The sequence below is a fragment of the Kribbella sp. NPDC051718 genome, from assembly GCF_040681515.1.
Lineage (GTDB): Bacteria > Actinomycetota > Actinomycetes > Propionibacteriales > Kribbellaceae > Kribbella.
Genome location: NZ_JBFAYZ010000015.1, coordinates 85788 through 108331, shown reverse-complemented (window position 1 = coordinate 108331; position 22544 = coordinate 85788). Strand labels below are relative to the sequence as shown.

Below are 22544 nucleotides of genomic sequence, written 5' to 3'. Positions count from 1 at the left end.
AGTGTCATTCCCGTAGGGCGCCCTCCAACATCCCCGCGATGAAGTGGCGCTGCAGGAACGCATAGACGAGCACGACCGGCGTACCGACGATGACCGCGCCCGCTGCGAGCAGCGTGAACCCGGACGTGTACTGCCCGGAGAAGAACGCCAACCCCAGCGGCGCGGTCCGCAGCGACTCGCTCGTCACCATCACCAGCGGGATCAGGAACTCGTTCCACGTCCACATGAACACCAGCACGATCAACGTCACCAGGGCAGGACGCGCGGGCGGCACCAGTACCGCCCACAGCGTCCGCCAATGCCCCGCACCGTCGAGCCGCGCCGCCTCCACCAGGGACCGGCTCGACGACCGGAAGTACGCCCGCATCCAAAAGGTGCCGAAGGCAACCGATTGCGCGACCTGTGGCAGCGCGACGGCCCAGAACGTGTCGGTCAACCCGAGCGTGCGCAGATCGAAGTACAGCGGAACCACGATCGCCTCGGTCGGCATCATGATGCCGAGCAGGAACAGGTAGAACAGCACCCCGGCGCCGCGGAACCGCATCGTGCCGAACGCATAGCCGCTCAAGATCGACAGCAGGACGCTCACCAGCACGACGAAGACCGACACCAGCACGCTGGTCCGCAGGTAGCTGCCGAAGTGGCCGATCTCCCAGGCCTTCCCGAAGTTCGCAAAGCCGCTGGACCCACCACCGCCGTCGTCCGGCCCCAGAGCTGACACCACGATCGTCACAATCGGCCCGAGCGCGAACAGCCCGAAGACCGTCAGCAGCAGGTAGTTGCCGACCCGCTCGGCCAGCGGCGCCCTCACTCCGTACTCCGATCCGCCAACCGATTGACCCCCAGCGTGATCACGAAGATCAGCACCGTCAGGCACACCCCTACCGCTGCCGCCGAACCGACCTGCCCCAGCTCGAACGCCCGGTGATACACCTCGTACGACGGAACGCTGGTCGAGTTCCCCGGTCCCCCACTCGTCGTCACGTAGACGAGGTCGAAGGTCCGCAACGCCGCGATTACCGTCAACGTCACCGCGACCGCGATCTCACCCCGTACCGCCGGCAGCACCACCGCGAAGAACTCGGCCACTGCCCCCGCCCCGTCCAGCCGCGCCGCCTCATACCGCTCAGCCGGAATCCGCGCCATCCCCGCCAGCAACAGCACCGTCACCAACCCGGTCTCGAACCACGTCCCGATCACCCCGACGGCCGGCAACGCGAACGTATAGTCCCCCAGCCACCCGCGGGCAACCGAGTCGAGCCCGACAAAGCGCAGTACGTCGTTCAGTGGCCCGTCCGGCGCGTAGATGTGCCGCCACGACACCGCGACGACAACCATCGCGATCACCTGCGGCAGGAACACGATGGTCCGGAAGAACCCGAGCCCGCGAACACGAGCCCGCTGCAGCACCGACGCCAGCGCCAGCCCGATCACCACCGGAAGTACCGAATAGAAGACGATCAGCACCAGCGCGTGCCCGAAGGCTGCGCGCAGCCCGCCGTCCGCGATCACGTCCGCGTAGTTGCTCAGGCCAACGAATTTCCCGAGCGTGATCCCGTCCCACTCGAACAAGGACAGATGCACGGCCCGCGCGAGCGGATAGAGCAGGAACGCCGCATAGACGAGAAAAGCGGGCAGGATGTAGAGGTAGCCGATCTTGCGCGGCTCGCCAGGAGGTGAACTCACTTGCCGGCGAACTTGCTGTAGTCGGCCTCGAGCTTGTCGACGAACTGCGCCGGAGTCGCCTTCTTCGCCAGCAGGTCCTGCAGTGCCGCCCCGAGCGTGTCGTACATCGTCGGCGTCGCGTAGTCGAGATACGGGACGAGCCCTTCCTTGCCGACCGCCGTCCCGAAGGCATTGAAGATGTCAGCCGCGAGCCCAGCAGGTGCCTGCTGCGCCGACGTATCCGCGATCGGCAAGTTGCCCGTGCTGGTCAGCACCTTCATCGCATCCGGGCTGGTGATGAAGTTGATGTACGCCGCCGCCGCATCCGGGTTCTTCGCCTTGTTCGTAACGGCAAACGGCAACCCCGTACCACCGGTCACGACCGGCTTCTCGTCGGCCGCCGCACCCGGCGGGAGCATGAAGCCGACCTTGTCGCCGAGCGCCTTCTGCAGATCGGCCTGCAACCAGGTACCGGCGATCAGGAAGACACCCTTGCCCTTGCCGAAGTCCTGCCAGGCCGGGTCGTACCCCTGCCCGTTGAAGCCCTGGTTGAAGTAGCCCTTGTCGACCCACGACACCAGCGTCTCGGCGGCCTTGGTGTTCTCCGCCGTCTTCCACGAGGCCCCCGCGCGCCCGAAGGCGAGCGTGGTGATCTGCTCGGCCGGCACGTTCTTGTCCTGCACCGTGCCGAAGACGTGGATGGCCGGCCACTTGTCGAGGTTGCCGAACTGCATCGGCACCTCGCCGGCCGCCTTCGCCTTGCCCAGCGCGTCCTCGAAGTCGGCCCAGGTCTTGGGCGGCTCCACCCCGAGCGCGGCCAGCTTGGTCATGTTGTAGTAGATGCCGACGACCTCGCCGACCTGCGGCATCCCGTAGAGGTTGCCCTCGCCGAAGGTCTTGCCGTCCGCCGAGTACCGCGAATACTGCAGTACCGAGGCCGGATACCGGCTCTTCCAGCTGTACGCCTCCGCCCACTTGTCCAGCGGCACGAGCTGTCCGGCCTTGACGAACTCGCCCATGTCCGAGCGGCCGTTGTTCGCCTGGACGACGTCCGGCGCGTCGTTACCGGTCAGCGCGAGCCGCAACGTGGTCTTGAGATCGTCGAAGGACCGCGAGACCCGCTTGAGCTTGATGTTCGGGTACTTCGCCTGGAACTGCTTGTTGAGCTCGGCCATCTGGGCCGCCTGCCCACCGCGCACCTCCTGGTCCCAGACGGTCAGCGACACGTCCCCCAGCGCGCCCGCGTCGGTCTTCACCGAGCTCGGCGCGCTCGCACCGCCACTCGGGTTGTCGGAGCCCGGAGTACAGGCTGCCGTGAGCAACAAAGCTGCTGTAGCCAGTGCGATGACCTTCACCGGGGGCTCCTTCTAGTTGAGCGTGTACGTGTATCCGTTGGTGCTCAAGCTCGCCAGTACCCGCTCGCGGTGGTCCTCACCGCGGGTCTCGAGCTGCAACGCGACCTCGACCTCGTCCAGGCTGAGCGTTTCCGAGATGCGCTCGTGCAGCACCTCGATGATGTTGGCGTCCACCTCGGCGAGCCGGCCGAGCAACGTCGCCAGCCCGCCTGGGGTATCGGGGATGCGGACCCGCAAGGACAGGTAGCGGCCGGCGGCCGCCATGCCGTGCCGGATCACCCGCATCAACAGCAACGGGTCGATGTTGCCGCCGGACAGCACCACCACGAGCGGCGGCTTGAACCGCTTGGGGTCGTCCAGTACCGCGGCCACGGCGGCAGCACCGGCCGGCTCGACGACCAGCTTGGCGCGCTCGAGCACCAGCAGGAGTGCCTTCGACAACGAGTCCTCATCGACAGTCAGTACGCCGCTCACGTACTGCTGGATCGCCGCGAACGGGACGGTCCCCGGCAGCCCGACGGCGATCCCGTCGGCCATGGTCGCCATCTTGTCGAGCTGCACCGGCATACCGGCTGCAAGCGAGGCCGGGTACGCCGCTGCGCCCTTCGCCTGGACGCCGACGACCTCGATCGGCATCCCATCGCGCTGCATCGCGAGCGCGATCCCCGCGATCAGGCCGCCGCCTCCCGTCGGTACGACGACCGTCCGCACCTGCGGGCACTGTTCGACGATCTCCAGCCCGGTGGTCGCCTGCCCGGCGACGATGTCGCGGTGGTCGAACGGGTGGATCAGGATCGCACCGGTCTCCGCCTCGAACGCCCGCGCCGCGATCAGGCAGTCGTCGATCGAGGTGCCGACGAAGCGGATCTCCGCGCCGTACGCCCGGGTGGCCTTCTCCTTGGGGATCGGTGCGCCGTGCGGCATGAACACCGTCGCCTTGATGCCGAGCAACTGGGCCGCGAGCGCGACGCCCTGCGCGTGGTTGCCCGCGCTGGCCGCGACGACGCCGAGCGCCCGCTCCTTCTTGGACAGCCGCGCCATCCGGACGTACGCGCCGCGCAGTTTGAACGACCCGGTCCGCTGCAGGTTCTCGCACTTGAGGAACACGTCGCCGCCGACCAGGTCGCTCAACCACCGCGAGTACTCCAACGGGGTCGGGGCCACCACGTCGTGCAGCAGATCCGCTGCCCTGGCAATCTCAGCCGCAGTGATGCTCACCCTTCCCACACTAGATGCGACAGAGCGTCCGGGGTGCTTATTTACCGGGCTGGGCCGCGTCTTGTAGTTGCTTGAGGCGGGCGACCAGGCCGGAGCGGACCGGGCGGTCGAGCTCGTCCTCCCAGGGTGGGACACCACGGGTGCCGCGGCGGAAGGCGTAGTAGGCGAGGGCGTCGGTGAGGGCGCGCTCGCGGAGGTAGAACATCGCCATCGTGGCGTTGCGCCCGCCGCCGGGCAGCCGGCCGAAGGAGGCGTTGGCGACGAAGATGCCGAAGCCCTGGAAGACCGCGAGCAGATCGGTCAGCGACTCCTGGTCGGGCCGGTCGGCCGTGATCCGGCCACCGCCGATCAGCAGCTCGTGACCGATCTCGTGGGCGAAGTTCGCGACCAGCACGGACGGCTCACCGAGCAGCCGCGCGCTGGTGTAGACGGTGTTCCGGTTGCGCCCCGGCACCCACAGGCCGAACCGCAGCCTGGTCGCGCCGGCCAGCTCCCGCTGTGCCCTGGTCCGGATCGACGCCGGGTCGAGGTCGTCCAGGTCGAACCGCACCACGAGCCGGCCGGGTGGTACGCCCATCCGCTCCCGGACCTTCTCGAACAACCTCCTGGCGGCCGCCTCCGAACCGTCGTAGGTGGCAGGGACGAAGGTGGACGGCCGCACGATCGGACGGTTGAAGACGTCGGACCCGATCTGCTCGATGAACCACTCCATCGAGTCCTCGATCCACTGATCCTGCCCGCCGGGCAGGTCTTCCAGCGGCACTCTCAGCTGCTCCAGCAAGGCCAGCTGATCCTTGATCCGGCGCATCCGCGCTCTGAAAGCTCTGAACATCCTGATCGGACGCACGCCGTGCCTGATCGGTTGCAGCCAGCTACTGCCGGGCGTTAAATCAGTGGGCCGTTCAGCACCCGCCAGCTACGCTGCGGACGGTGACAGGAGGTGCTGTGAAAGTCACGGCCGTAGTGGTGCATCCGGACGACGAATCCCTGCTGGTGCTGCCTTCCGGACTCCCACGGGTATCAATCGCGGACGAGTTCTGGTTCCCCGATGTCGACGCTCCGGTCCGGGCGTTGCGCTCCGAGCTGGGGATCGAGGCGTGCGTGCTGACCTGCCTCGACGCCCGGCCGGGTGAGACCTCGTACCTGATGGTGAGTGTGGGCTCGGTTCCCGCCGACGCTTCCTGGGTGTCGTCCTTCGACGACCCGCTGGTCTCAGTTGCCCGCGAGCAGCTCGCCTTGCCACCGGACTCCCCGGTCACGCCGGCCTGGACCAGACCCGGCTGGTACGCCGAGGCGCTGCCGTGGATCGACGAGCAACTAGCCGCGGCCGGCACTCCGCGGACGGGCATACCGGCCCAAGTGCGGTCGTGGGGTTTGTCGAACGTCCTGCGGCTGCCGACGAGCAAGGGCGACGTGTACTTCAAGGCGCTCGCGCATTCGAGCACGATCCGCCCGGCTCGCCCCGACGCGTTGCCGCTGTTGTTCGCGCATGAGCCGGTGCTGTTGCAGCGGCTCTCCGAGGCGCGGCCGGGCGAGGTCCCGGCACCGCTGGCGATCGACGAGCAGCGCGCTTGGATGCTGCTCCCAGATCTAGGTCCGCCGTTGGCTCGCGAACCCGAGGTGGCGGTGTGGATCGAGTCGTTGCGCGGGCATGCACGGTTGCAGCGCAGCTTCGCGGATCAGCCGGACCGGTTGCTGTCCTTCACCTGTGTCGATCGCCGGCTCGCGGTGCTCGACGGCGCCATCGACCAGCTCTTCGGGCCCAACCCGGCGACCGAGCAGCTCGAGCGGGCTGAGCGTGTGAAGCTGCCGCGGCGGGCGGACGAGTTGCGGGCGGCTATTGCTGAGCTGTCGGCTATCGGCGTACCGGAGACGTTGCTGCACGGGGATCTGCATCCGCGCAACCTCGCCGTACGAGACGGCAAGGTGCTCGCGTTCGACTGGACCGACGCGGCGGTGTCGCATCCGTTCCTCGACCTGGTGACGTTCGTCGAGAAGCGGTCGCCGCTGTCGACCGACCAGCGGGTGAAGGACGCCTACCTCGCCGAGTGGGAGGCCTACGCCTCACCGGAGGCGTTGCGTCGGGCGCTCAAGTTGGCCGAGGAGTTGGGCGCGCTCCACCAGACCATGACCTCGCTGTACCTACCCGACCACCTGTCCGGTCCGAGCGCCGAGGCCATGGTCCGTGGTGCGACGTGGTGGCTGCGCGGATTGATCAGCTGATCGCTTCGGGAGCTTTCTCGGTGGCGAGCGCGTCCAGCCAGATGACGACGGCCTCGGCGCCGGGGTCGACGGTGCCGAGCGCACGGTCGCCGAGATAGCTCGAGCGGCCACGTCGCGCCTGGATGTCGGCCGTCCTGTCGGTACCGTTGCGTGCAGCAACTACTGCGTCGGCCAGTACGCCGGTACGCAGCGCGGCCGCCGCTGGGATCAACGCGTCGAGCATGGTGCGGTCGCCGAGTGCGGCGCCACCGAGTTCGGCGACGGCGCCGACGCCTTGCTCGAAGGCCTCAGGCCAGGAACGGCCCGCGGTGAGGGCGGTTGCGGTTCGCAGTACAAGGGCCGCGTAGAGCGGACCGGAGGTACCGCCGACGGTCCGGCGGATGGTGGCCGCGATCCCCCGGAGGGTGGACGCGTGATCGGTGCCGTCGTAGTCGGGCTTGGCGGCGAGGACGGCTTGTGCGCCGCGGGCGAGGCTGATCCCGAGGTCGCCGTCGCCGACGAGCTGGTCGAGATCGGTGAGCTGCTGCTCGACGGCGATCAAAGCGTTGCAGACGACCGTGACCGAACGCCAGAGCGACTCATCGACAGCCGGCTTCAGTTCGCCTGGTTCCGAAGGAACCGGACGTGTTTCAGGGTTTGACGAGAGTCGGCCGAGATGCGCCGCCGGCCAGGCTGCGGTCTGCGTAGGGGAATCCAGCAGAGCCAGCGCCTGGTCGCCTACCCGGGCCACGGACAAGGAGCAGCCGGCCATTTCGAGGGCGGTGAGGAAGGTGCCTACCCAGAGGCGTTCCAGAACGATGCCGCGGGCGGCCAGGTGGTCGACGGCTCGGTGGGCGATGATGCCCAGCTCCATCGCCGGTGTGCCGCCGAGGTTGTTGACCAGCAGGACGACGCGATCGCCCTCGGCCAGTTCGAGATCGGCGCTCAGCCGGCCGAGCAGGCGGTCGACGATCTCGTCGGCGGTCGGGATCTGGCCGCGCTCGACCCCTGGTTCGCCGTGGATGCCGAGACCCCACTCGATCTCGTCCGGGCCGAGGTCGAGGCCGGGCTTGCCGGCCGTGGGCACCGTGCAACCGGTCAACGCGACCCCCATCGTCGCCACCGAACCGGCTGCCGCCCGGGCGAGCCGGGCGACGTCGTCGAGCGACTGGCCGGCTTCGGCCGCCGCACCGGCGATCTTGTGCACGAGGACCGTACCGGCGAGACCGCGCCGCCCCGCGTTCTCATCGCTGTCCGCGAGCGCGGCGTCATCCGCGACCACGACGACCTCGACCGGGATCCCTTCACCGCGGGCGATCTCCGCGGCGAGCCCGAAGTTCAGCCGGTCCCCCGTGTAGTTCTTCACGATCAGCAGCACACCCGCCGGACCGCCGACAGCGCGGATCGCGGTCAGGACGGCATCCGCCGACGGCGAGCTGAAGACGTCACCGGCCACGGCTGCCGTCAGCATCCCGCGACCGACATACCCGGCGTGCGCCGGCTCGTGGCCGGCCCCGCCACCGGAGATCAGCGCGACCTGCCCGGCAGCCTTCAACTCCCCGGCATCGGCACGGGCCGCTACGCCGTCCCCCAGGAGCACCAGCGCGGGATTGGCGAGCGCGAACCCGCGCAGCATCTCGGGAACCACATCGACCGGTGCGTTGATGAGCTTCTTCACGGCGGCAACCCTCTCGGCTTGTGAACTGCATTCGATAATGTCGAATGGATTTCACACCATAGGTCGCGTTCATCTGCCTGTAAAGATCAGCCGATCGTCAGGCGGGAACGGGCCAGCGCGGAGCGCCCAGCTCCCGCGAGATGTTGCGGGCCGCCTCACGGACAGCGGTGAAGCTCGACTCCGCCGGCGGCCAGTCGGCGGCCGGGAGGACGATGCCGATGGCACCGACCGCCACTCCGGACGCATCGAAGATCGGCGCCGCGATCCCCGCCTCGCCGAGGACCGCTTCTTCCCGCTCGGTGGCCAGCGCCTCCTTGGCGACCTCGGCCAGCTGCGCGCGCAGTACGGCCGGATCGACCAGCGTCTCCGACGTCATGCTGCGCAGCTTGCCGCCGGTCAGCTCGTCCACCTGCTCCGGCAGGAAGGCGAGCAGCGCCTTGCCCAGCGCGCTTGCATGGGCAGGGATGACGATGCCGACCTCGGGCATCTGGCGACTGCCGTCGGGCCTGGGTTCGTGGTGGATGATCACCACCTCGTCGAAGGTGAGCACCCCGGTCCGGACCGCGTGCCCGCTGCGCCGGGCGAGCTCCTCCGACCAGGTCACCGCACGGGAGCGGAGCTCCAGGGTGTCCAGGTAGACGTTGCCGAGCTTGAGCACCGCCGGGCCGAGCTGGTACCGGTTCGAGTCACGATCCTGCACCACCATGCCGTGCGCCTGCAGCGTCTTGAGGATCCCGTGCACGGTCGACGGCGGCAGGTCGAGCCGGCTCGCGACCTCCGACAGGCTCAGCCGGCGGGCACCCTGCAGCACTCCGAGGATCCGGATCGCCCGGTCGACGGACTGGATCATCCCAGTTCCCCTCAGTGGATCGAACACATCTTTACAGCAGTGAACCACAGGCGTATGTTCCGAGAACCATTCGACAATGCCGAATGAGTTTCAGATCCCCATCCTGTACTCCGGAACCTCCCGGAAGGACTTCCCATGGACGAAAACTCCCTGCCCCAGCGCCTGGCCGGCGAACTGATCGGTACCGCGATCCTGGTGTTCGTCGGGGTCGGCGCCGTCCCCGCGACGCTGATCGTGAACGGCTCGGCACCGTTCACGATGGCCGACCTCGGGATGATCTCGCTCGCCTTCGCGGCCGCGGTGGTCGCCACCGTGTACGCGCTCGGCCCGATCTCCGGCAACCACATCAACCCCGCCGTCACGGTCGGCCTGGCCGCGACGGGCAAGTTCCCGTGGCCCCTGGTGCCGGCGTACGTCGGCGCCCAACTGGCCGGAGCCGTCGTCGGCGCGGCCGCGATTCTCGGCGTACTCGGGTCCAAGGCGAGCGACCTCGGGCTCGGCATCGCGACCTACGGCACGGGTGTCGGCAACGTCCAGGCGTTCACGGCCGAGTTCGTCGGGACCTTCATCCTGGTCCTCACGGTCTTCGGGGCGACGCATCGCAAGGCTGCCCCCGGGTTCGCCGGGCTCGCCATCGGGCTGGTCGTCTTCGGCGCGATCATCCCGGTCGCCCCGATCACCGGCGCCTCGATCAACCCGGCCCGTACGGTCGGGCCGATGCTGATCCAGCAGCTTGCCGGCGGCCAGGTGCACTTCGCCCAGCTCCCCGTCTACCTGCTCGCCGAGCTCAGCGCCGGAGTACTGGCCGGGCTCACCTTCGCCGCGCTGTCCCGCACGAGGGCAGCGAGGCGCGAGGAGGTACAGGTATGAGCGACCGCATCACGGCGGAACTGCTCGCCCGCTGGGTGCACGAGTTCAGCGGGCTGGTCGGCGTTCATCACGACCGGCTCAACGCACTCGATGCGGCGATCGGCGACGCCGACCACGGCACCAATCTCGACCGTGGCTTCACCGTGGTCGCGGCCGGCCTGCCGGCCGCACCGCAACTGCCGGGCGAGCTGTTGAGCCACGTCGGCCAGACCGTCGTGAGCAATGTCGGTGGCGCCGCTGGTCCGCTCTTCGGCACTTTCTTCCTCCGCCTTGGTGATGCCGTCGGCAACGATCCGGACCTGGACGCACGCCGATTCGTACTCGGCTTGCGGGCCGGTGTGGCCGGAGTCGTCGCCCGCGGTCGCGCCGAGGCCGGCGACAAGACCCTGTACGACGTACTCGCACCGGCGGTCGACGCGATCGACGCCGCGGCCTCCGCACAGTACGACCTGCCTGATGTCTTCCACGCCGGCCTGCTCGCCGCTTCGGCCGGCCGCGATTCGACCGTCGACATGCTTGCTCGCAAAGGCCGTGCCAGCTATCTGGGCGAACGCAGCGTCGGTCACCTGGATCCGGGCGCCGCCTCGGCCTGCTTGCTCTTCACGGCAGCCACGCTGGCCCTTACTTGAGCAGGAGCTTTCCCAGGCGACGGGAGGCGACGTACATCCCCGCGGTGCCCATCACCGCGAGGTACAAGGCGTTGATGAGCAGGGTCCAGCTGACCGCGCCAGTGGTGAGCGCACGTTCGAGCGCGACGCCTTGGTAGAGCGGGGTGATCTCGACGAGCCAGCGGATGTAGCCCGGGTAGGTCTCGACCGGGTAGAAGGTCGCCGAGAACAGGAACATCGGCATCGTCGCGAGCTGGACGAACTCGAAGTCCTGCCAGCTCCGCATGAACGTCGTCAGCGCCATCCCGGCGCCCGCGAACGCATAGCCGAGCAGCACCGAGACCGGCAGCGCGAGCAACGCCCACCACGACCGGATCAGCCCGAGCACGAGCATCACCAGGATGAACATCGCCGAGTAGCAGGCACCCCGGAGCAAGGCCCAGGTGACTTCACCGGTCGCGACGTCCCACGGTCTGAGCGGGGTCGCGAGCATCGAGTCGTAGAGCCGGGCGTACTTCATCCGGAAGAAGATGTTGTACGTCGAGTCGAAGATGGCGCCGTTCATCGCGGAACTGGCCAGCATCGCCGGCGCGACGAACGCGGCGTACCCGATCTTTGTGCCGTCGGCGAGGGTGAAGTCGCCGACCAGCTGGGCGACACCGATGCCGATCGAGAGCAGGTAGAAGACCGGCTCGAAGAAACCGGAGAGGAAGACGACCCAGGATCGCCGGTAGACCAGGAAGTTGCGCTCGACCAAGGTGCGGCCGTTGCCGGGCTTGATCGGCAGCGGGACGACCCGGGCGGTCAGAGTGGCCATCAGCTGATCAACCTCCGGGTCAGGGTGCGCACGGCGAGCCAGCTGCCGATGGTGAACCACGCCAGCAGATAGGCGACGTTGCCGAGCGCGGGCAGTAGCTCGACCGTGCCCAGGCTGAGGTCACGCGACAGCTCGACGCCGTGCCACAACGGGCTCAGGTACGCGAGCCACTCGATCCAGTTCGGCAGCTGGGAGACCGGGAAGAAAGCGCCCGAGAACAGGAACGCCGGGATGACGCCGAACCGGAAGACCATCGCGAAGCCCGAGTCGTTGTCGAGCGTCGCAGCGTATGCGCAGACCGGCGCCGACACGGCCAGCCCGACCAGGAGAGCGACCGGCAAGCCGAGCACTCCCCAGCCTGTCTTCAACCCACCGAAGGCAGCGATGACTGCGACGAACACCGCGCACGTCGTGACCACCCGGAAGGCAATGAATGCCAACTGCCCGTACATCACGTCGGCCGGCCGCAGCGGCGTCGCGATCATCGAGAAGTAGGTCTTATGCCACCTGATCCCGCCCATCACCGGATAGGTCGACTCGGCCACGCCGATCTGCAACGCGGTCGCCGCGAGCAGTCCGGGCGCGATGAACTGCAGATAGCTGACCCCGCCGAGCGCGCCGGTCCCGTTGTCGTCGACGAACGAGCCGAGCCCGATCCCCATCGCGGCCAGGTAGAGCAGCGGCAGCAGGAAGCTGCTGACCAGGCTGCCCTTCCAGGTGCGCTTGTAGACCGTCAGCCAGTAGTCGAACTGGCGACGGCCGTTCTCCACCACGAGCACGGTCATCTCAGTCGACCAACGTCCGGCCGGTGAGCCGCAGGAACACGTCCTCCAGCGTTGACCGGCGGACCAGTACCGCGGCCGGCTGCAACCCGCGCTCGTGCACGGCCGCGACCGCACCCTCCCCGTCATCGGTGTAGAGCAACAGACGGTCAGGCAGTACTTCGATCCGCTGCGCGAGGTCCTCCACCTTGCCTGCGAGCGCATCGTGATCCGCCATCATCACCTCGGGCCCGAACCGCAACTCGGTCACCTCACGGGTCGAGTAGTCCCGGATCAGCTCGGCCGGCGACCCCTCGGCCGCGATCTTGCCCGCGTCCATCACGACCAGCCGGTCGCACAATTGCTCGGCCTCGTCCATGTAGTGCGTGGTGATGATGAGCGTGACGCCGTCCTGCTTGAGCCGGAACAGCTTGTCCCAGAGCAGGTGCCGCGCTTGCGGGTCGAGCCCGGTCGTCGGCTCGTCGAGCAGCAGCAGATCGGGCTTGCTCACCAGGGACCGGGCGATCGTCAGCCGCCGCTTCATCCCACCCGACAGCTCGTCGACCTTGACCTTGGCCTTCTCGGTCAGCGCGACGAACTCGAGCAGCTCGTCGGCCCGGTCCCGGCACTCGGCGCGACTCAGCCCGAAGTACCGGCCGTAGACGGTCAGGTTCTCGTGCACGGACAGCTCGACGTCGAGCGTGTCGTCCTGCGGGCACACGCCCAGCCGGGCCCGGATCGCCGGTCCCTCGGTCCCCGGATCCATCCCGAGGATCCGCAGCTCCCCGCCGCTGACCGGAGACACCGCCCCGATCATCCGCATCGTCGACGACTTGCCCGCGCCGTTCGGCCCGAGAAACCCGAAGGCCTCCCCTTTCCAGACGTCCAGGTCGATCCCCGCGACGGCCTCGAAATCCCCATAGGACTTCCGCAACCCCCGCGCCCGCACCAACGACTCCCGCTGTTCCTCCACACCAAGACCCTAAACCGGCCCGCCGACAATGCTCTTGTGGATTTGGGCAATCACCCGGCGGGTTCGGACCGGAGGTAGGCCAGGACCGCGAGCACCCGGCGGTGATCGTCGGCCGTCTGCTGCAGTTCGAGCTTGCGGAAGATCGCCCGGACGTGCGCCTCGACCGTCTTCGGGCTGAGCACGAGCGTGTCGGTGATCGACTGGTTGGAACGGCCCTGGGCCATCAGGGCGAGCACGTCGCGCTCACGTTCGGTGAGCTGGTCGATCGGATTGTGCTTGCGCCGCCGGTCGAGCAGTTGCCGCACCACCGCCGGGTCGATCAGCAGCTCACCGCGGGCCACCCGGCGGACCGCCTCGGCGAACTCCGTCAGCTCTGCAACCCGGTCCTTCAGCAGATAACCCGCCGCAGTCGCCCCCGAGGACAGCAGCGACATCGCGTACTGCGGTTCGACGTACTGCGACAGCACCAGTACGCCGGTACCCGGGTGCCGCTCGCGAATACTCTGCGCAGCCACCAGCCCCTCGGTCGAGTACCCCGGTGGCATCCGGATGTCGACGATCACCACGTCCGGCAACTCACGATCCACACACCGCTGCAACTCATCGGCATCCGCGACCTGTCCCGCGACCTCGAAGCCCGCATCCACCAGTACGCGAGCCAGCCCCTCCCGGAACAGCAGCGAGTCGTCCGCGATCACGACACGCATGGGAACTCCGCAACTACCCGCGTACCGCAACCAGGCGCGCTCTCCACTCGCAGTACGCCATCGACCGACGCCACCCGGTCCGCCAGCCCGCCCAACCCCGACCCAGCAGCCGGGTCGGCACCACCAACTCCGTCGTCGGCGACCTCGACGACCAGCCGACCACCGGTCTCCGCTAGCGACACCACGACCTCACTAGCCATCGCATGCTTGGCCGCATTGGCCAGCGCCTCGGACACCACGAAGTACGCCGCCGTCTCGACCGCTGCCGGATACCGCCGCTCAGACACTCCAACCAACCGCACCGGTACTGCGGAACGCTCCGCCAACGTCTGGAGGCAAGACCCCAACCCGTTCTCCCCGAGCATCGACGGATGAATGCCCCGGGCAAGCTCCCGTAGCTCGGCAAGCGCCACTGTCAGACCATCAGCGATCGCAGCCACCGACTGCCGCACGGCCGGGTCGCTGGAGCTCGCCGCCGCCAGTCGAGCGTCCAAGGTGAGCGTGACCAGCCGCTGCTGCGCACCGTCGTGCAGATCCCGCTCCAGCCGTCGCCGCTCACCATCAGTCGCCGCAACGATCCGTGAGCGCGACGCCCGGACCTCCTCCAACTGCGCGGTCAACTCGGCCTGCAGGCGCTCGTTGTCGACCGCCAGCCGGGTCACCGCGCCTACCGAGTTCAGTAGCGCGCCATCGTCGAGCAGAGCTGAGTCATGCACCACCACAGCCAACGGCTTGCCTTCGCTCTCCAAGTAGGTCGTCCGCCGAGTCCCCTCGGACGCTGGCTCCAGCGTGCACCCATCGGCGGTCACGTAGCGCTCGCCGTCCCATCGGCCGACCACCAGGGTCGGATCGCCGAGTGCCTTCCCGACGGCACGCTCGAGCAGTTCCGGCGATGGCTGACCGGCAAGCTCCAGTACCAGCCCACTGACCTTCGCCTTGCGGCTCCAGAGCCACCACAGGCTGAGCAGGTAGGCGACGGGGTGGGCCAGACCGGCATACATGGCGATTTGGTAGAGCGGGTCGACGAAGCCCGGGTACTGGTCGTAGAGCTTGAAGGAGAAGTAGATGATCTGCGTAGTCATTGCTAAGAGCAATGGAATCGCAGCGAGGAGCACCACGCCGGTGATTCGCTTGCGGGCGCGGCTCGCCCGGACCCAGCGCAGTACACAGACCGCGGCCAGCAGCAGGAGCATCGGTGCCAGGAAGTAGACCCGGTTGGGCAAGATCTCGTAGATGTGCCGCAGGCCGAGCAGGGGGTCGTCGATCTCCAGCAGGTTGAGGCCGCTCGGGCAGTCGGTGCAGCCGTAGGCGTTCGGCTGGAGCCAGGCCATCGGAATCACTGTCCAGCAGACCAGCGCGATCACAGTGGCGAGCACGAAAGCGCGCTCCCAGCGGCGCTTCAGCCGGCCGTCGGGGAAGGCCAGCAACAGCAGCGCCAGGGCGGGGATGATCGCCAGGTCCAGCGCCATCGCAGTCGTCCACACCGCCGGGATCCGGGACGACTGCAACGGCAGCATCGTGTAGGCGAGCCCGGTCAGTCCCAGCAGCAGCCCGATCCGGACCCCAGCCCGCCGCTGCAGCGCGATCAGCCCGGCCATCACATACAGCCAGGGGATCGCGCTGAACTGCCAGCCGATCGCATCCGCGGTCAGCGCGAGCCAGCCGTACGCCAGCGTGGCGGCGATCCCCGCGACGACGATCATCCCGGCTCCCCGAGTACGGCGGAGATCGTTGCCCCGGACAACTCGACCTTCGGGACGAAGCCCCGGGCCGCGGCGGCGGTCAACCGGGCGCCGTAGTCGGACGCCGCCCGGATCGAGGTCAGTACCACGGCCGGCGGATCGGGCTCGGCGGCGAGCAGGCGGGCCACCTCGAAGCCGTCCATGTCGGGCAACTGCAGATCCAGCAGGACGACGTCCGGACGCAGCTCCCGGACAGCAGCGATCGCCGCAGCCCCGTCGCCGGCCTCGCCCACCACCTGCAGGCCCTGGGATTCGAGCATCCGGCGTGCCGAACTGCGGAAGAGCACATAGTCGTCCACGATCAGGATTCGCGCCCGCACTCCTGAATGGTCGGAGTCCGCCGGGTGATCCGTCAATCGGTGCCAGCCCTCACTCCCAGTGTGGTGCGGGCGTGGATGTGCTCGGCGGCAGCGGCTGATGAGCTGGTAGGCGAGGGGAAGGGGCCTGCTATGAGGATTGCGAGTGCCGTGGCCGTCGTCGCCAGCCTGACGCTGGCACTGAGCCCGGTCGTCACCACCGCGGCGGTGCCGGTGGTGAAAGGGACGCCGGTACCGGCACTCACCTTGTCGCCGTGCCCGGACGAGCCGACGTTCAAGTGCGGGACGCTGCCGGTCCCGCTGAACCGGCGGCATCCGGACGGGCGGACGATTCCGCTGCACGTAGAGGTCTTCCCCCACACCGGGCCGATCGCCGACGGCGCCGTCTTCACCAGCGAGGGCGGTCCCGGCGCCTCGATCACGGTCGGCGGGCAGCACTACCAAGGCCCCACTCTCCTGGCAGAGGTCAGCAAGACTCGCGACGTTGCCTTCATCGACCAGCGCGGTGTAGGACTGTCCGCAGCGATCAACTGCGATGCCTGGCAGCACGGTGGGCCGTTCTACGCCTCCGCTGCCCAGTGCCACGACCAGCTGGGTGACACCGCGAACTTCTACAGCACCATCGATGTCGCCGACGACCTCGAGGACGTCCGGCGCGCCCTGGGCTACGGCAAGATCGACCTGCTCGGTCCTTCGTACGCAGGCAACGACATGCTCACCTACACGGCCCGCTGGACCGGCAACGTCCGGTCGATCGTGATCGGCTCTCCTGCGGCGACAGTGGGCACCGATCCGTTCTATGCCTATCCACCGAAGGCCTGGGCCGGCATGCTCACCACACTCTGCCGCCGCACGCCTGCCTGCGACGCTGCGAACCCAGACCCAGCAGAAACCCTGTACTGGCTGGCCGCCCGGCTACGGAGCAAGCCGCTGAAGGGCACCGGCATCGACTCGCACGGCGAGCCACACAAGCTCACTGTGACCGAGAACCTGCTGGCCAACGGCATCATCTTCTACGCCGACTATGTGGGCCCGTCCGAGGTCATCCAAGCAGCTACGGCTTTGCGCAAGGGGGATCCGGTACCGCTCCTCAGGCTGGCCGCCAACGTCGACCCGGCCAACGGCCCACACGACAGCGGTTCTCCACGCGAGGAGTCGCGGGGCCACTGGCTGGCGAGGACGTGTGTGGATCAGCCGGTCCAGTGGGACAAGGGCGCGCCCGCTGCGACGCGGCAACGGCAGTACTCGGCGGCGTACAGAGCAGAGCCGGCCATGTATGGGCCAATCAGCAAGGGGGCTTGGGCGACGCCCGGGTACGCCGGATACCAACCGCTGCCGTGTATCGCGTCCACATGGGAGGATCGGCCGAACTTCCCGGTCGGCACCAAGATCACCGGTGTCCCCGCTCTGGTGATGGCCGGCGAACTCGACTTCGGCCTCCCGCCGTCCGTCGTGCGGCTGGCGGCCGACTCCCTGGTCGGCGCCCAGCAGCTCACGGTCGCCGGCTCGGGCCACATCCCCTGGCTCTGGTCCGATTGCGCGGCCGACGTCATGCAGCGGTTCATCCTCACGCATGAGCTCGGCGATGCGTCCTGCGCCCGGGCGCCGGAGTCGCCGGTCTGGCTGCCCGGCAGCTTCCCGGTCACCACCGCCGCCGCTCCGCCGGCTCGGCAAACACATGGCCTGGCCGCCTCGACCGACCTGCGCAGGGCGGCGACGGTGATCGGGTGGACCTTGATGGACGGCCTCCAGGAGATGGCCTCGATCCAGGGCGTGACCTCGGCCGGTCTGCGGGGCGGTGCGGTGACCTACGAGGACGGGCAGGATCCGCCGTTCCGTTTCGACCGGGCCCGGTTCACGCGTGATCTCTCGGTCACCGGTGCACTCGCCTGGGAGGGCAAGGATGTCGATGGCGAGTTCACGGTCAAGCTGCCGAACGGCTCGACCGCGACCGGCACGGTACACGGTCCGTACCGGATCTACGGCGCCGCGCTGACCATCACCTTGCTGGGCCGGAGCTTCTCAGTTCCGTCCCACTGAGTCGTCCTAGCCGCGGCCGGCGTACGGCATGCCGGCGGCCATCACCATCAGGGTCGGGACGGCGACGTCGGTCGGGAGCTGGGCGATCTGGACCACGAAGTCGGCGACGACCTTGGGATCGAAGGTGGGCTCGACCTCGATCGAGCCGTTGGGCTGCAGGACGCCGGCACCCATCTTGGCGGTCATCGAGGTGGCCGCGTTGCCGATGTCGATCTGGCCGCAGGTGATCCCGTGCGGGCGGCCCTCCAGCTCCAGCGCCTTCGTCAGCCCGCTGATCGCGTGCTTGGACGCCGTGTACGCGATCGCCTGCGGGCGCGGGACGTGGGCCGAGATCGACCCGTTGTTGATGATCCGCCCACCCGACGGCTCCTGCCGCAACATCAGTGCGAAGGCGGCCTGCGCACACAGGAACGACCCGGTCAGGTTGGTGTCGACGACCCGCCGCCAGTCCTCCTCCGTCACATCCTGTACTGCGGCCGCCGGCGCCCCGGTCCCCGCGTTGTTCACCAGCAGGTCGATCCGCTCCAGCCCACCGAAGAAGGCCGACACCGCGGCGCCGTCGCAGACGTCCAGTACTGCGGTCCGTACCTCTCCCACACCCGCCGGGCCGACGGCAGTCCCAGCGGCGTCGGCCGTCTCCTGGAGTTTCGCCTCGGTGCGCCCGGTCACCGTCACCTGGAAGCCGGCTGCCGCGAGTGCCAGAGCCATCTCCCGCCCGAGCCCCGAACCCCCGCCGGTCACCACTGCCACCTGCTGCATGCCGTCCTCCACACCTGTCGCCGGATGGCCTCATTCTCACTGGTTACCTCTGTGTGACCACTCGATGACCGGAAGTTAACAACTTGCGACTTCCCAATCGGATCCGGAAACTCATTTGCGTGTATCACGCAAGCATGTATATGCTTGCACCATGCATGTAAATGAGGGATGGGTGCCGGAGACGCCGGTGGAGGGCGTTCTGCACGCCTTCACCCGGATCGGCCGCCGGTTGAAGTCGAAGCAAGCCGGCGACACGATCGACCACAGCGCCCACCTGGTGCTGTTCGTGCTGCGGTGCAACGGGGCACTGCGGCTCTCCGACCTGGCGGCCAAGATGGAGATCGACGCCTCCACCGCCAGCCGCCATGTCCGGGCGCTCGAGCAGGCGGGACTGCTCCAGCGCTCGGCCGATCCCGACGACGGCCGGGCCTTCCGGGTCGAGCTGACCGAGCAGGGCATCGCCGAGTGGGAGGCCGCGGCCAAGCGCCGGATGCAGCTGCTCTCCCAGGCGATGGACGGCTGGACGCAGTCGGACATCGAGACCTTCGAGAAGTTGATGACCAGATTTGCCGACGGGGTGATCAACCTCGTCGACGAGCGCGACGCCGGCAAGGCATGGGCCGACAAGGGGTGGGCCGCTGCGGCCGCCGCGCACCGTAACGACGTACAGAACGTGGAGAACAATCAATGAGCACGACTGAGCCCGCGGTCGCGGCGCCTGATGGCAATGCACCGAACTATCTGTCTCACCGCAACATCCTGGTGATTCTGGGCGGCCTGATGGCCGGCATGTTCCTGGCCGCACTCGACCAGAGCATCGTCGGTACCGCGCTGCCGCAGATCGTCAGCGAGTTCAACAGCCTGGACAAGCTGTCCTGGGTGGTCACGGCCTACCTGCTGACCTCGACCGCCTCCACTCCGCTGTGGGGCAAGATCTCCGACCTCTACGGCCGCCGCCCGCTGTTCATCGCGGCGATCCTCACCTTCCTCGGCGGCTCGGTGCTGTCCGCGCTGTCGCAGAACATCGAGCAGCTGATCGGCTTCCGCGCCGTCCAGGGTCTGGGCGCCGGCGGTCTGATGTCGCTCGCCTTCGCCACCATCGGCGACGTGATCCCGCCGCGTGAGCGCGGTAAGTACATGGGGTACTTCGGTGCCGTCTTCGGCCTCTCCTCGGTGGCCGGCCCGCTGCTCGGCGGTCTGCTCACCGACGGTCCCGGCTGGCGCTGGATCTTCTGGATCAACCTGCCGATCGGCCTGGTCGCCCTGGGCATCGTCGCCGCCGTCCTGAAGCTGCCGCACGTGAAGCGCAGCCACAAGATCGACTACCTCGGCGCCTCGATCGTGACCGGCGCGGTGACCGCGCTGCTGCTGGCCGTCTCCTGGTCCGGCCCGTCGAACGGCTGGGGCAACGGCACCACGCTCGCCCTGCTGATCGGTGCGGTCGTGCTGGCCGTCGCCTTCGTCCTGGTCGAGCTGCGGGTCTCCGAGCCGATCATCCCGATGGACCTGTTCAAGGGCCGGATCTTCTCCGGATACGCCGGCTACGCCTTCCTGCTCGGCTTCGCGATGTTCGGCGCGCTGATCTTCCTGCCGCTGTACCTGCAGGCCGTCAAGGACCTGTCCCCGACCCGGTCGGGTCTGGCGCTGCTGCCGATGATCGTCGGTATCTTCTCCGCCTCGATCCCGAGCGGCCAGCTGATGAGCAAGACCGGCCGGTACAAGATCTACCCGATCATCTCGGCGGTCCTGGTCGGCGGCGCGATGGTGCTGCTGTCCACGATCGGCATGAACACGCCGTACTGGCACCTGGCGATCTACATGTTCGTGATGGGCGCCGGGCTGGGCCTGTCGATGCAGATCACCGTCACCGCGGCACAGAACAGCGTGCCCCGGCAGCACATGGGCACCGCGACCTCGACGATGACCTTCTTCCGCTCGATGGGTGGAGCGATCGGTACGGCCGTCTACGGCGCGGTACTGACCAGCCGGCTGAAGGACCACCTGCACGACATCGTGCCGGCCGCTCAGCAGAACATGGTCGAGCCGCTGTCCAAGGCAGCCAACAGCGTGCCGGTGCTGCACGCCCTGCAGGAGCCGATGAAGGGCTGGGCCCTGAACGGTCTGGTCAGCGCGATGGACGACGTGTTCCTGGTCTCGCTGCCCTTCCTGGCGATCGCCCTGGTGATCGCGATCATCACGCCGGAGCAGCGCCTGGCCGGCCGCACCGACGGCGCCCCGAAGCCCGAGGACGAAAACCTCGAAGCCTCAGCCGCCGCCGCAATGCACTGAGCACCAGCTCACCTTCCACAACCGCCGACGCCGGCCGTCCCCGCAGGGGCGGCCGGCGTCGGTGGACTCGACCTCCGCGCACACTGCCTGACCTTCTGCCAGGCCGTCACCAGCCACCACACCGGCGAGGACGACGGCGCATTCACGGTGCTGGCCGAGCACTATCCAGAGCTTCGGCCGGTGCTGGCTGAGCTCAAGCAGGATCATTACCTGGTCGCCAGTGCACTGCGCCGGATCGAGGTGCTCGACCAGCTCGAGCCGGCCGCGCAGGAGCAGGAGCTCGCGACGGTGGCGGCACTGCTCGAGACCCACTTCACCTACGAGGAGCGCAAGTTGCTCGACGCGTTCAACGGGTTGAGCGGGCTCACGCCGGCCGATCATTACCGGCTGGCGCTGCCGTTCCGGCGTACCGGCGTTAGCTAGTCGGTTCGGGTTTGGGGGTTGGGGGGCGGCGGCGTGGGATCGGGCGGGGTGGTTCCGGGTCCACGTCGTGGCCGGCCAGGTGGTTGACGATGGTGCTGAGGACGGCGGCAGTCGGGACGGCCAGCAGGGCGCCGACGATTCCGGCGATGATCACGCCGGTGGCGATCGAGAGGATGACCGCCAGTGGGTGGACGTTGACCGCGCGGCCGAGCAGGAACGGCTGCAGGACGTGCGCCTCCAGCTGCTGGACGGCGATCACGACACCGAGCATGACGATCGCCACGATCGGTCCCTTGGCGACCAGCGCGACCAGGACGGCGACGATGCCGCTGACGAGGGCGCCGACCACCGGCACGAACGCGCCGACGAAGACCAGGATGCCGATCGCGCTCACCAGCGGCAGCCCGAGGATCGCGGCGCCGAGCGAGATACCGACCGCGTCGACCGCGGCCACGATGATGGTCGCCCGGACGAACGCGGTCAGCGAGACCCACGCCTTGCGACCGGACGAGTCGGCCTTCTCGCGCGCGTGCCGCGGGAACAGCCGGACCACCCAGGCCCAGATCTGCGGGCCCTGGTACAGGAAGAAGAACAGGCAGAACAGCGCGATGAACAAGCCGGCCACGACATGCGTGGCGGTGGTCCCGACCTCGGCTGCCCGCTGACCGATCCCGCCTCCGTTCATCACAGTTTCGCGGAGCTTGTTCAGCGAGTCGGTGATGTCCTTCTCGGTCAGCCCGAAGTTGAGCCGGAGCAGATCGCGCAGCTGCTGCCAGCCTTCGCCTACCTGGCTGGACAACTGATCGAACTGGCCCGCGATCTGCGTCCCGACCAGAGTCAGCAGCCCCGCGACCAGCACGATCGTGCCGATCACGGTGATCCCGGCGGCGGCTCCGCGCGGCAGCTTGAGCCGGCTGAGCGCGTTGGTCACCGGCACGAGCAGCGCGGTGAGCAGGATGCCGACGGTCACAGGTACGACGACCTCGGACAGGTACCGCATCCCGTACGCGATCACGAGCACAGCCGCGACGATCACCAGGAACCGCCACGACCAAGCACTCGCGATCTGCATCCCCGGCGTCACCCCGGTGTCGATCGTCCCCTTGCTGGAGGCCACCGTCAGATGCTGCTCATCATCCGGCACCACCGTCGCACTGACCTTGTCGGCCACGGAATTGTCCGCCACCGGACTCTCTTCGTCGCGCCCAACCTCGGGGACGTCGGTCGAGTCGTCCCGCCCTACCGGCTCGTCCGGCTTGCTCATGACACC

21 protein-coding genes and 1 pseudogene are annotated in these 22544 nt (G+C 68.3%); 7 read left to right on the top strand and 15 right to left on the bottom strand.

Annotation, left to right across the window (positions count from 1 at the left end):
* Positions 1-4 precede the first annotated feature (4 nt).
* From AB0M15_RS38345 to AB0M15_RS38325, 5 genes are read right to left on the bottom strand one after another with little or no spacing between them, the layout of a single operon-like run.
* Positions 5-811 carry a carbohydrate ABC transporter permease gene (locus AB0M15_RS38345; RefSeq protein WP_363830813.1) on the bottom strand — a complete coding sequence of 269 codons (807 nt, stop codon included), beginning with the start codon at positions 809-811 and terminating at the stop codon, positions 5-7.
* A complete protein-coding gene (locus AB0M15_RS38340) occupies positions 808-1686 on the bottom strand; it encodes a sugar ABC transporter permease (protein ID WP_363830810.1) in 879 nt (292 codons plus the stop codon). Before AB0M15_RS38340 ends, AB0M15_RS38345 begins: the two co-directional genes overlap by 4 nt.
* A complete protein-coding gene (locus AB0M15_RS38335; protein WP_363830806.1) occupies positions 1683-3020 on the bottom strand; it encodes an extracellular solute-binding protein in 1338 nt (445 codons plus the stop codon). Before AB0M15_RS38335 ends, AB0M15_RS38340 begins: the two co-directional genes overlap by 4 nt.
* A gap of 12 nt (positions 3021-3032) precedes the next feature.
* Entirely contained in the window at positions 3033-4238 is a 1206-nt protein-coding gene (gene ilvA / locus AB0M15_RS38330) for a threonine ammonia-lyase (RefSeq protein ID WP_363830803.1), read from the bottom strand.
* Positions 4239-4275: 37 nt separating this feature from the next.
* The gene (locus AB0M15_RS38325) at positions 4276-5046 is read right to left on the bottom strand and encodes a hypothetical protein (protein WP_363830800.1); all 771 of its coding nucleotides are present in this window, start codon (positions 5044-5046) and stop codon (positions 4276-4278) included.
* Positions 5047-5183: 137 nt separating this feature from the next.
* On the opposite strand from AB0M15_RS38325, the gene AB0M15_RS38320 reads away from it, so the two are divergent.
* Positions 5184-6461, top strand: coding sequence for an aminoglycoside phosphotransferase family protein (locus AB0M15_RS38320; protein ID WP_363830798.1), 1278 nt, complete (start codon positions 5184-5186; stop codon positions 6459-6461).
* Here AB0M15_RS38320 and AB0M15_RS38315 read toward each other — a convergent pair.
* Both AB0M15_RS38315 and AB0M15_RS38310 read right to left on the bottom strand, forming a co-directional pair.
* The gene (locus AB0M15_RS38315; RefSeq protein WP_363830795.1) at positions 6454-8118 is read right to left on the bottom strand and encodes a dihydroxyacetone kinase family protein; all 1665 of its coding nucleotides are present in this window, start codon (positions 8116-8118) and stop codon (positions 6454-6456) included. The two genes, AB0M15_RS38320 and AB0M15_RS38315, sit on opposite strands and share 8 nt — an antisense overlap.
* 97 nt (positions 8119-8215) lie before the next feature.
* The gene (locus AB0M15_RS38310; protein ID WP_363830792.1) at positions 8216-8968 is read right to left on the bottom strand and encodes an IclR family transcriptional regulator; all 753 of its coding nucleotides are present in this window, start codon (positions 8966-8968) and stop codon (positions 8216-8218) included.
* Positions 8969-9103: 135 nt separating this feature from the next.
* Here AB0M15_RS38310 and AB0M15_RS38305 point away from each other — a divergent pair, with 135 nt between their 5' ends.
* Together AB0M15_RS38305 and dhaL are read left to right on the top strand one after the other, a co-directional pair.
* Positions 9104-9838, top strand: a complete 735-nt coding sequence (locus AB0M15_RS38305) for an MIP/aquaporin family protein (RefSeq protein ID WP_363830788.1) — start codon at positions 9104-9106, stop codon at positions 9836-9838.
* The gene (dhaL, locus tag AB0M15_RS38300) at positions 9835-10467 is read left to right on the top strand and encodes a dihydroxyacetone kinase subunit DhaL (protein WP_363830785.1); all 633 of its coding nucleotides are present in this window, start codon (positions 9835-9837) and stop codon (positions 10465-10467) included. Before AB0M15_RS38305 ends, dhaL begins: the two co-directional genes overlap by 4 nt.
* Here dhaL and AB0M15_RS38295 read toward each other — a convergent pair.
* Genes AB0M15_RS38295 through AB0M15_RS38270 form a run of 6 tightly spaced genes read right to left on the bottom strand, consistent with a single transcriptional unit; the run spans position 10460 to position 15766 of the window.
* Complete coding sequence (locus tag AB0M15_RS38295) at positions 10460-11263, bottom strand: ABC transporter permease (protein ID WP_363830782.1); 804 nt, start codon at positions 11261-11263, stop codon at positions 10460-10462. The genes dhaL and AB0M15_RS38295 overlap by 8 nt on opposite strands.
* A complete protein-coding gene (locus tag AB0M15_RS38290) occupies positions 11263-12048 on the bottom strand; it encodes an ABC transporter permease (RefSeq protein ID WP_363830778.1) in 786 nt (261 codons plus the stop codon). Before AB0M15_RS38290 ends, AB0M15_RS38295 begins: the two co-directional genes overlap by 1 nt.
* A 1-nt stretch (position 12049) precedes the next feature.
* Complete coding sequence (locus AB0M15_RS38285; protein ID WP_363830774.1) at positions 12050-12997, bottom strand: ABC transporter ATP-binding protein; 948 nt, start codon at positions 12995-12997, stop codon at positions 12050-12052.
* Positions 12998-13047: 50 nt separating this feature from the next.
* Complete coding sequence (locus AB0M15_RS38280; protein ID WP_363830770.1) at positions 13048-13704, bottom strand: response regulator transcription factor; 657 nt, start codon at positions 13702-13704, stop codon at positions 13048-13050.
* The gene (locus AB0M15_RS38275; protein ID WP_363830767.1) at positions 13692-15407 is read right to left on the bottom strand and encodes a histidine kinase; all 1716 of its coding nucleotides are present in this window, start codon (positions 15405-15407) and stop codon (positions 13692-13694) included. The genes AB0M15_RS38280 and AB0M15_RS38275 overlap by 13 nt, the downstream gene beginning before the upstream one ends.
* Complete coding sequence (locus tag AB0M15_RS38270) at positions 15404-15766, bottom strand: response regulator transcription factor (protein WP_363830764.1); 363 nt, start codon at positions 15764-15766, stop codon at positions 15404-15406. The genes AB0M15_RS38275 and AB0M15_RS38270 overlap by 4 nt, the downstream gene beginning before the upstream one ends.
* A gap of 129 nt (positions 15767-15895) precedes the next feature.
* Here AB0M15_RS38270 and AB0M15_RS38265 point away from each other — a divergent pair, with 129 nt between their 5' ends.
* Positions 15896-17803 (top strand): alpha/beta fold hydrolase, encoded by a 1908-nt coding sequence (locus AB0M15_RS38265; protein WP_363830761.1) that lies wholly within the window; start codon positions 15896-15898, stop codon positions 17801-17803.
* Positions 17804-17809: 6 nt separating this feature from the next.
* On the opposite strand, the gene AB0M15_RS38260 is transcribed toward AB0M15_RS38265, so the two are convergent.
* On the bottom strand, positions 17810-18562 hold the full coding sequence (locus AB0M15_RS38260) for an SDR family oxidoreductase (protein ID WP_363830758.1): 753 nt from the start codon (positions 18560-18562) through the stop codon (positions 17810-17812).
* A gap of 151 nt (positions 18563-18713) precedes the next feature.
* Between AB0M15_RS38260 and AB0M15_RS38255 the strand changes: the two genes are divergently transcribed.
* The 3 genes and pseudogenes from AB0M15_RS38255 to AB0M15_RS38245 form a co-directional block, all read left to right on the top strand.
* Complete coding sequence (locus tag AB0M15_RS38255; protein WP_363830755.1) at positions 18714-19253, top strand: MarR family transcriptional regulator; 540 nt, start codon at positions 18714-18716, stop codon at positions 19251-19253.
* A complete protein-coding gene (locus tag AB0M15_RS38250; protein WP_363830752.1) occupies positions 19250-20851 on the top strand; it encodes an MDR family MFS transporter in 1602 nt (533 codons plus the stop codon). Before AB0M15_RS38255 ends, AB0M15_RS38250 begins: the two co-directional genes overlap by 4 nt.
* Positions 20852-20929: 78 nt before the next feature.
* Positions 20930-21274 (top strand): annotated as a pseudogene (locus AB0M15_RS38245) (hemerythrin domain-containing protein); the annotation flags it as partial.
* On the opposite strand, the gene AB0M15_RS38240 reads toward AB0M15_RS38245, so the two are convergent.
* Positions 21267-22538 (bottom strand): AI-2E family transporter, encoded by a 1272-nt coding sequence (locus AB0M15_RS38240; RefSeq protein ID WP_363830749.1) that lies wholly within the window; start codon positions 22536-22538, stop codon positions 21267-21269. The pseudogene AB0M15_RS38245 and the gene AB0M15_RS38240 overlap by 8 nt on opposite strands.
* Positions 22539-22544: the final 6 nt, after the last annotated feature.

Excerpts from the sequence above, each read along its gene's own strand:
- dhaL (WP_363830785.1), top strand. The coding sequence starts at position 9,835 with ATGAGCGACCGCATCACGGCGGAACTGCTCGCCCGCTGGGTGCACGAG.
- AB0M15_RS38295 (WP_363830782.1), bottom strand. The coding sequence starts at position 11,263 with ATGGCCACTCTGACCGCCCGGGTCGTCCCGCTGCCGATCAAGCCCGGC.
- AB0M15_RS38325 (WP_363830800.1), bottom strand. The coding sequence starts at position 5,046 with ATGCGCCGGATCAAGGATCAGCTGGCCTTGCTGGAGCAGCTGAGAGTG.
- AB0M15_RS38310 (WP_363830792.1), bottom strand. The coding sequence starts at position 8,968 with ATGATCCAGTCCGTCGACCGGGCGATCCGGATCCTCGGAGTGCTGCAG.
- AB0M15_RS38255 (WP_363830755.1), top strand. The coding sequence starts at position 18,714 with ATGCATGTAAATGAGGGATGGGTGCCGGAGACGCCGGTGGAGGGCGTT.
- AB0M15_RS38305 (WP_363830788.1), top strand. The coding sequence starts at position 9,104 with ATGGACGAAAACTCCCTGCCCCAGCGCCTGGCCGGCGAACTGATCGGT.
- AB0M15_RS38260 (WP_363830758.1), bottom strand. The coding sequence starts at position 18,562 with ATGCAGCAGGTGGCAGTGGTGACCGGCGGGGGTTCGGGGCTCGGGCGG.
- AB0M15_RS38290 (WP_363830778.1), bottom strand. The coding sequence starts at position 12,048 with ATGACCGTGCTCGTGGTGGAGAACGGCCGTCGCCAGTTCGACTACTGG.
- AB0M15_RS38280 (WP_363830770.1), bottom strand. The coding sequence starts at position 13,704 with ATGCGTGTCGTGATCGCGGACGACTCGCTGCTGTTCCGGGAGGGGCTG.
- AB0M15_RS38275 (WP_363830767.1), bottom strand. The coding sequence starts at position 15,407 with ATGATCGTCGTCGCGGGGATCGCCGCCACGCTGGCGTACGGCTGGCTC.
- AB0M15_RS38265 (WP_363830761.1), top strand. The coding sequence starts at position 15,896 with ATGAGGATTGCGAGTGCCGTGGCCGTCGTCGCCAGCCTGACGCTGGCA.
- AB0M15_RS38250 (WP_363830752.1), top strand. The coding sequence starts at position 19,250 with ATGAGCACGACTGAGCCCGCGGTCGCGGCGCCTGATGGCAATGCACCG.
- AB0M15_RS38240 (WP_363830749.1), bottom strand. The coding sequence starts at position 22,538 with ATGAGCAAGCCGGACGAGCCGGTAGGGCGGGACGACTCGACCGACGTC.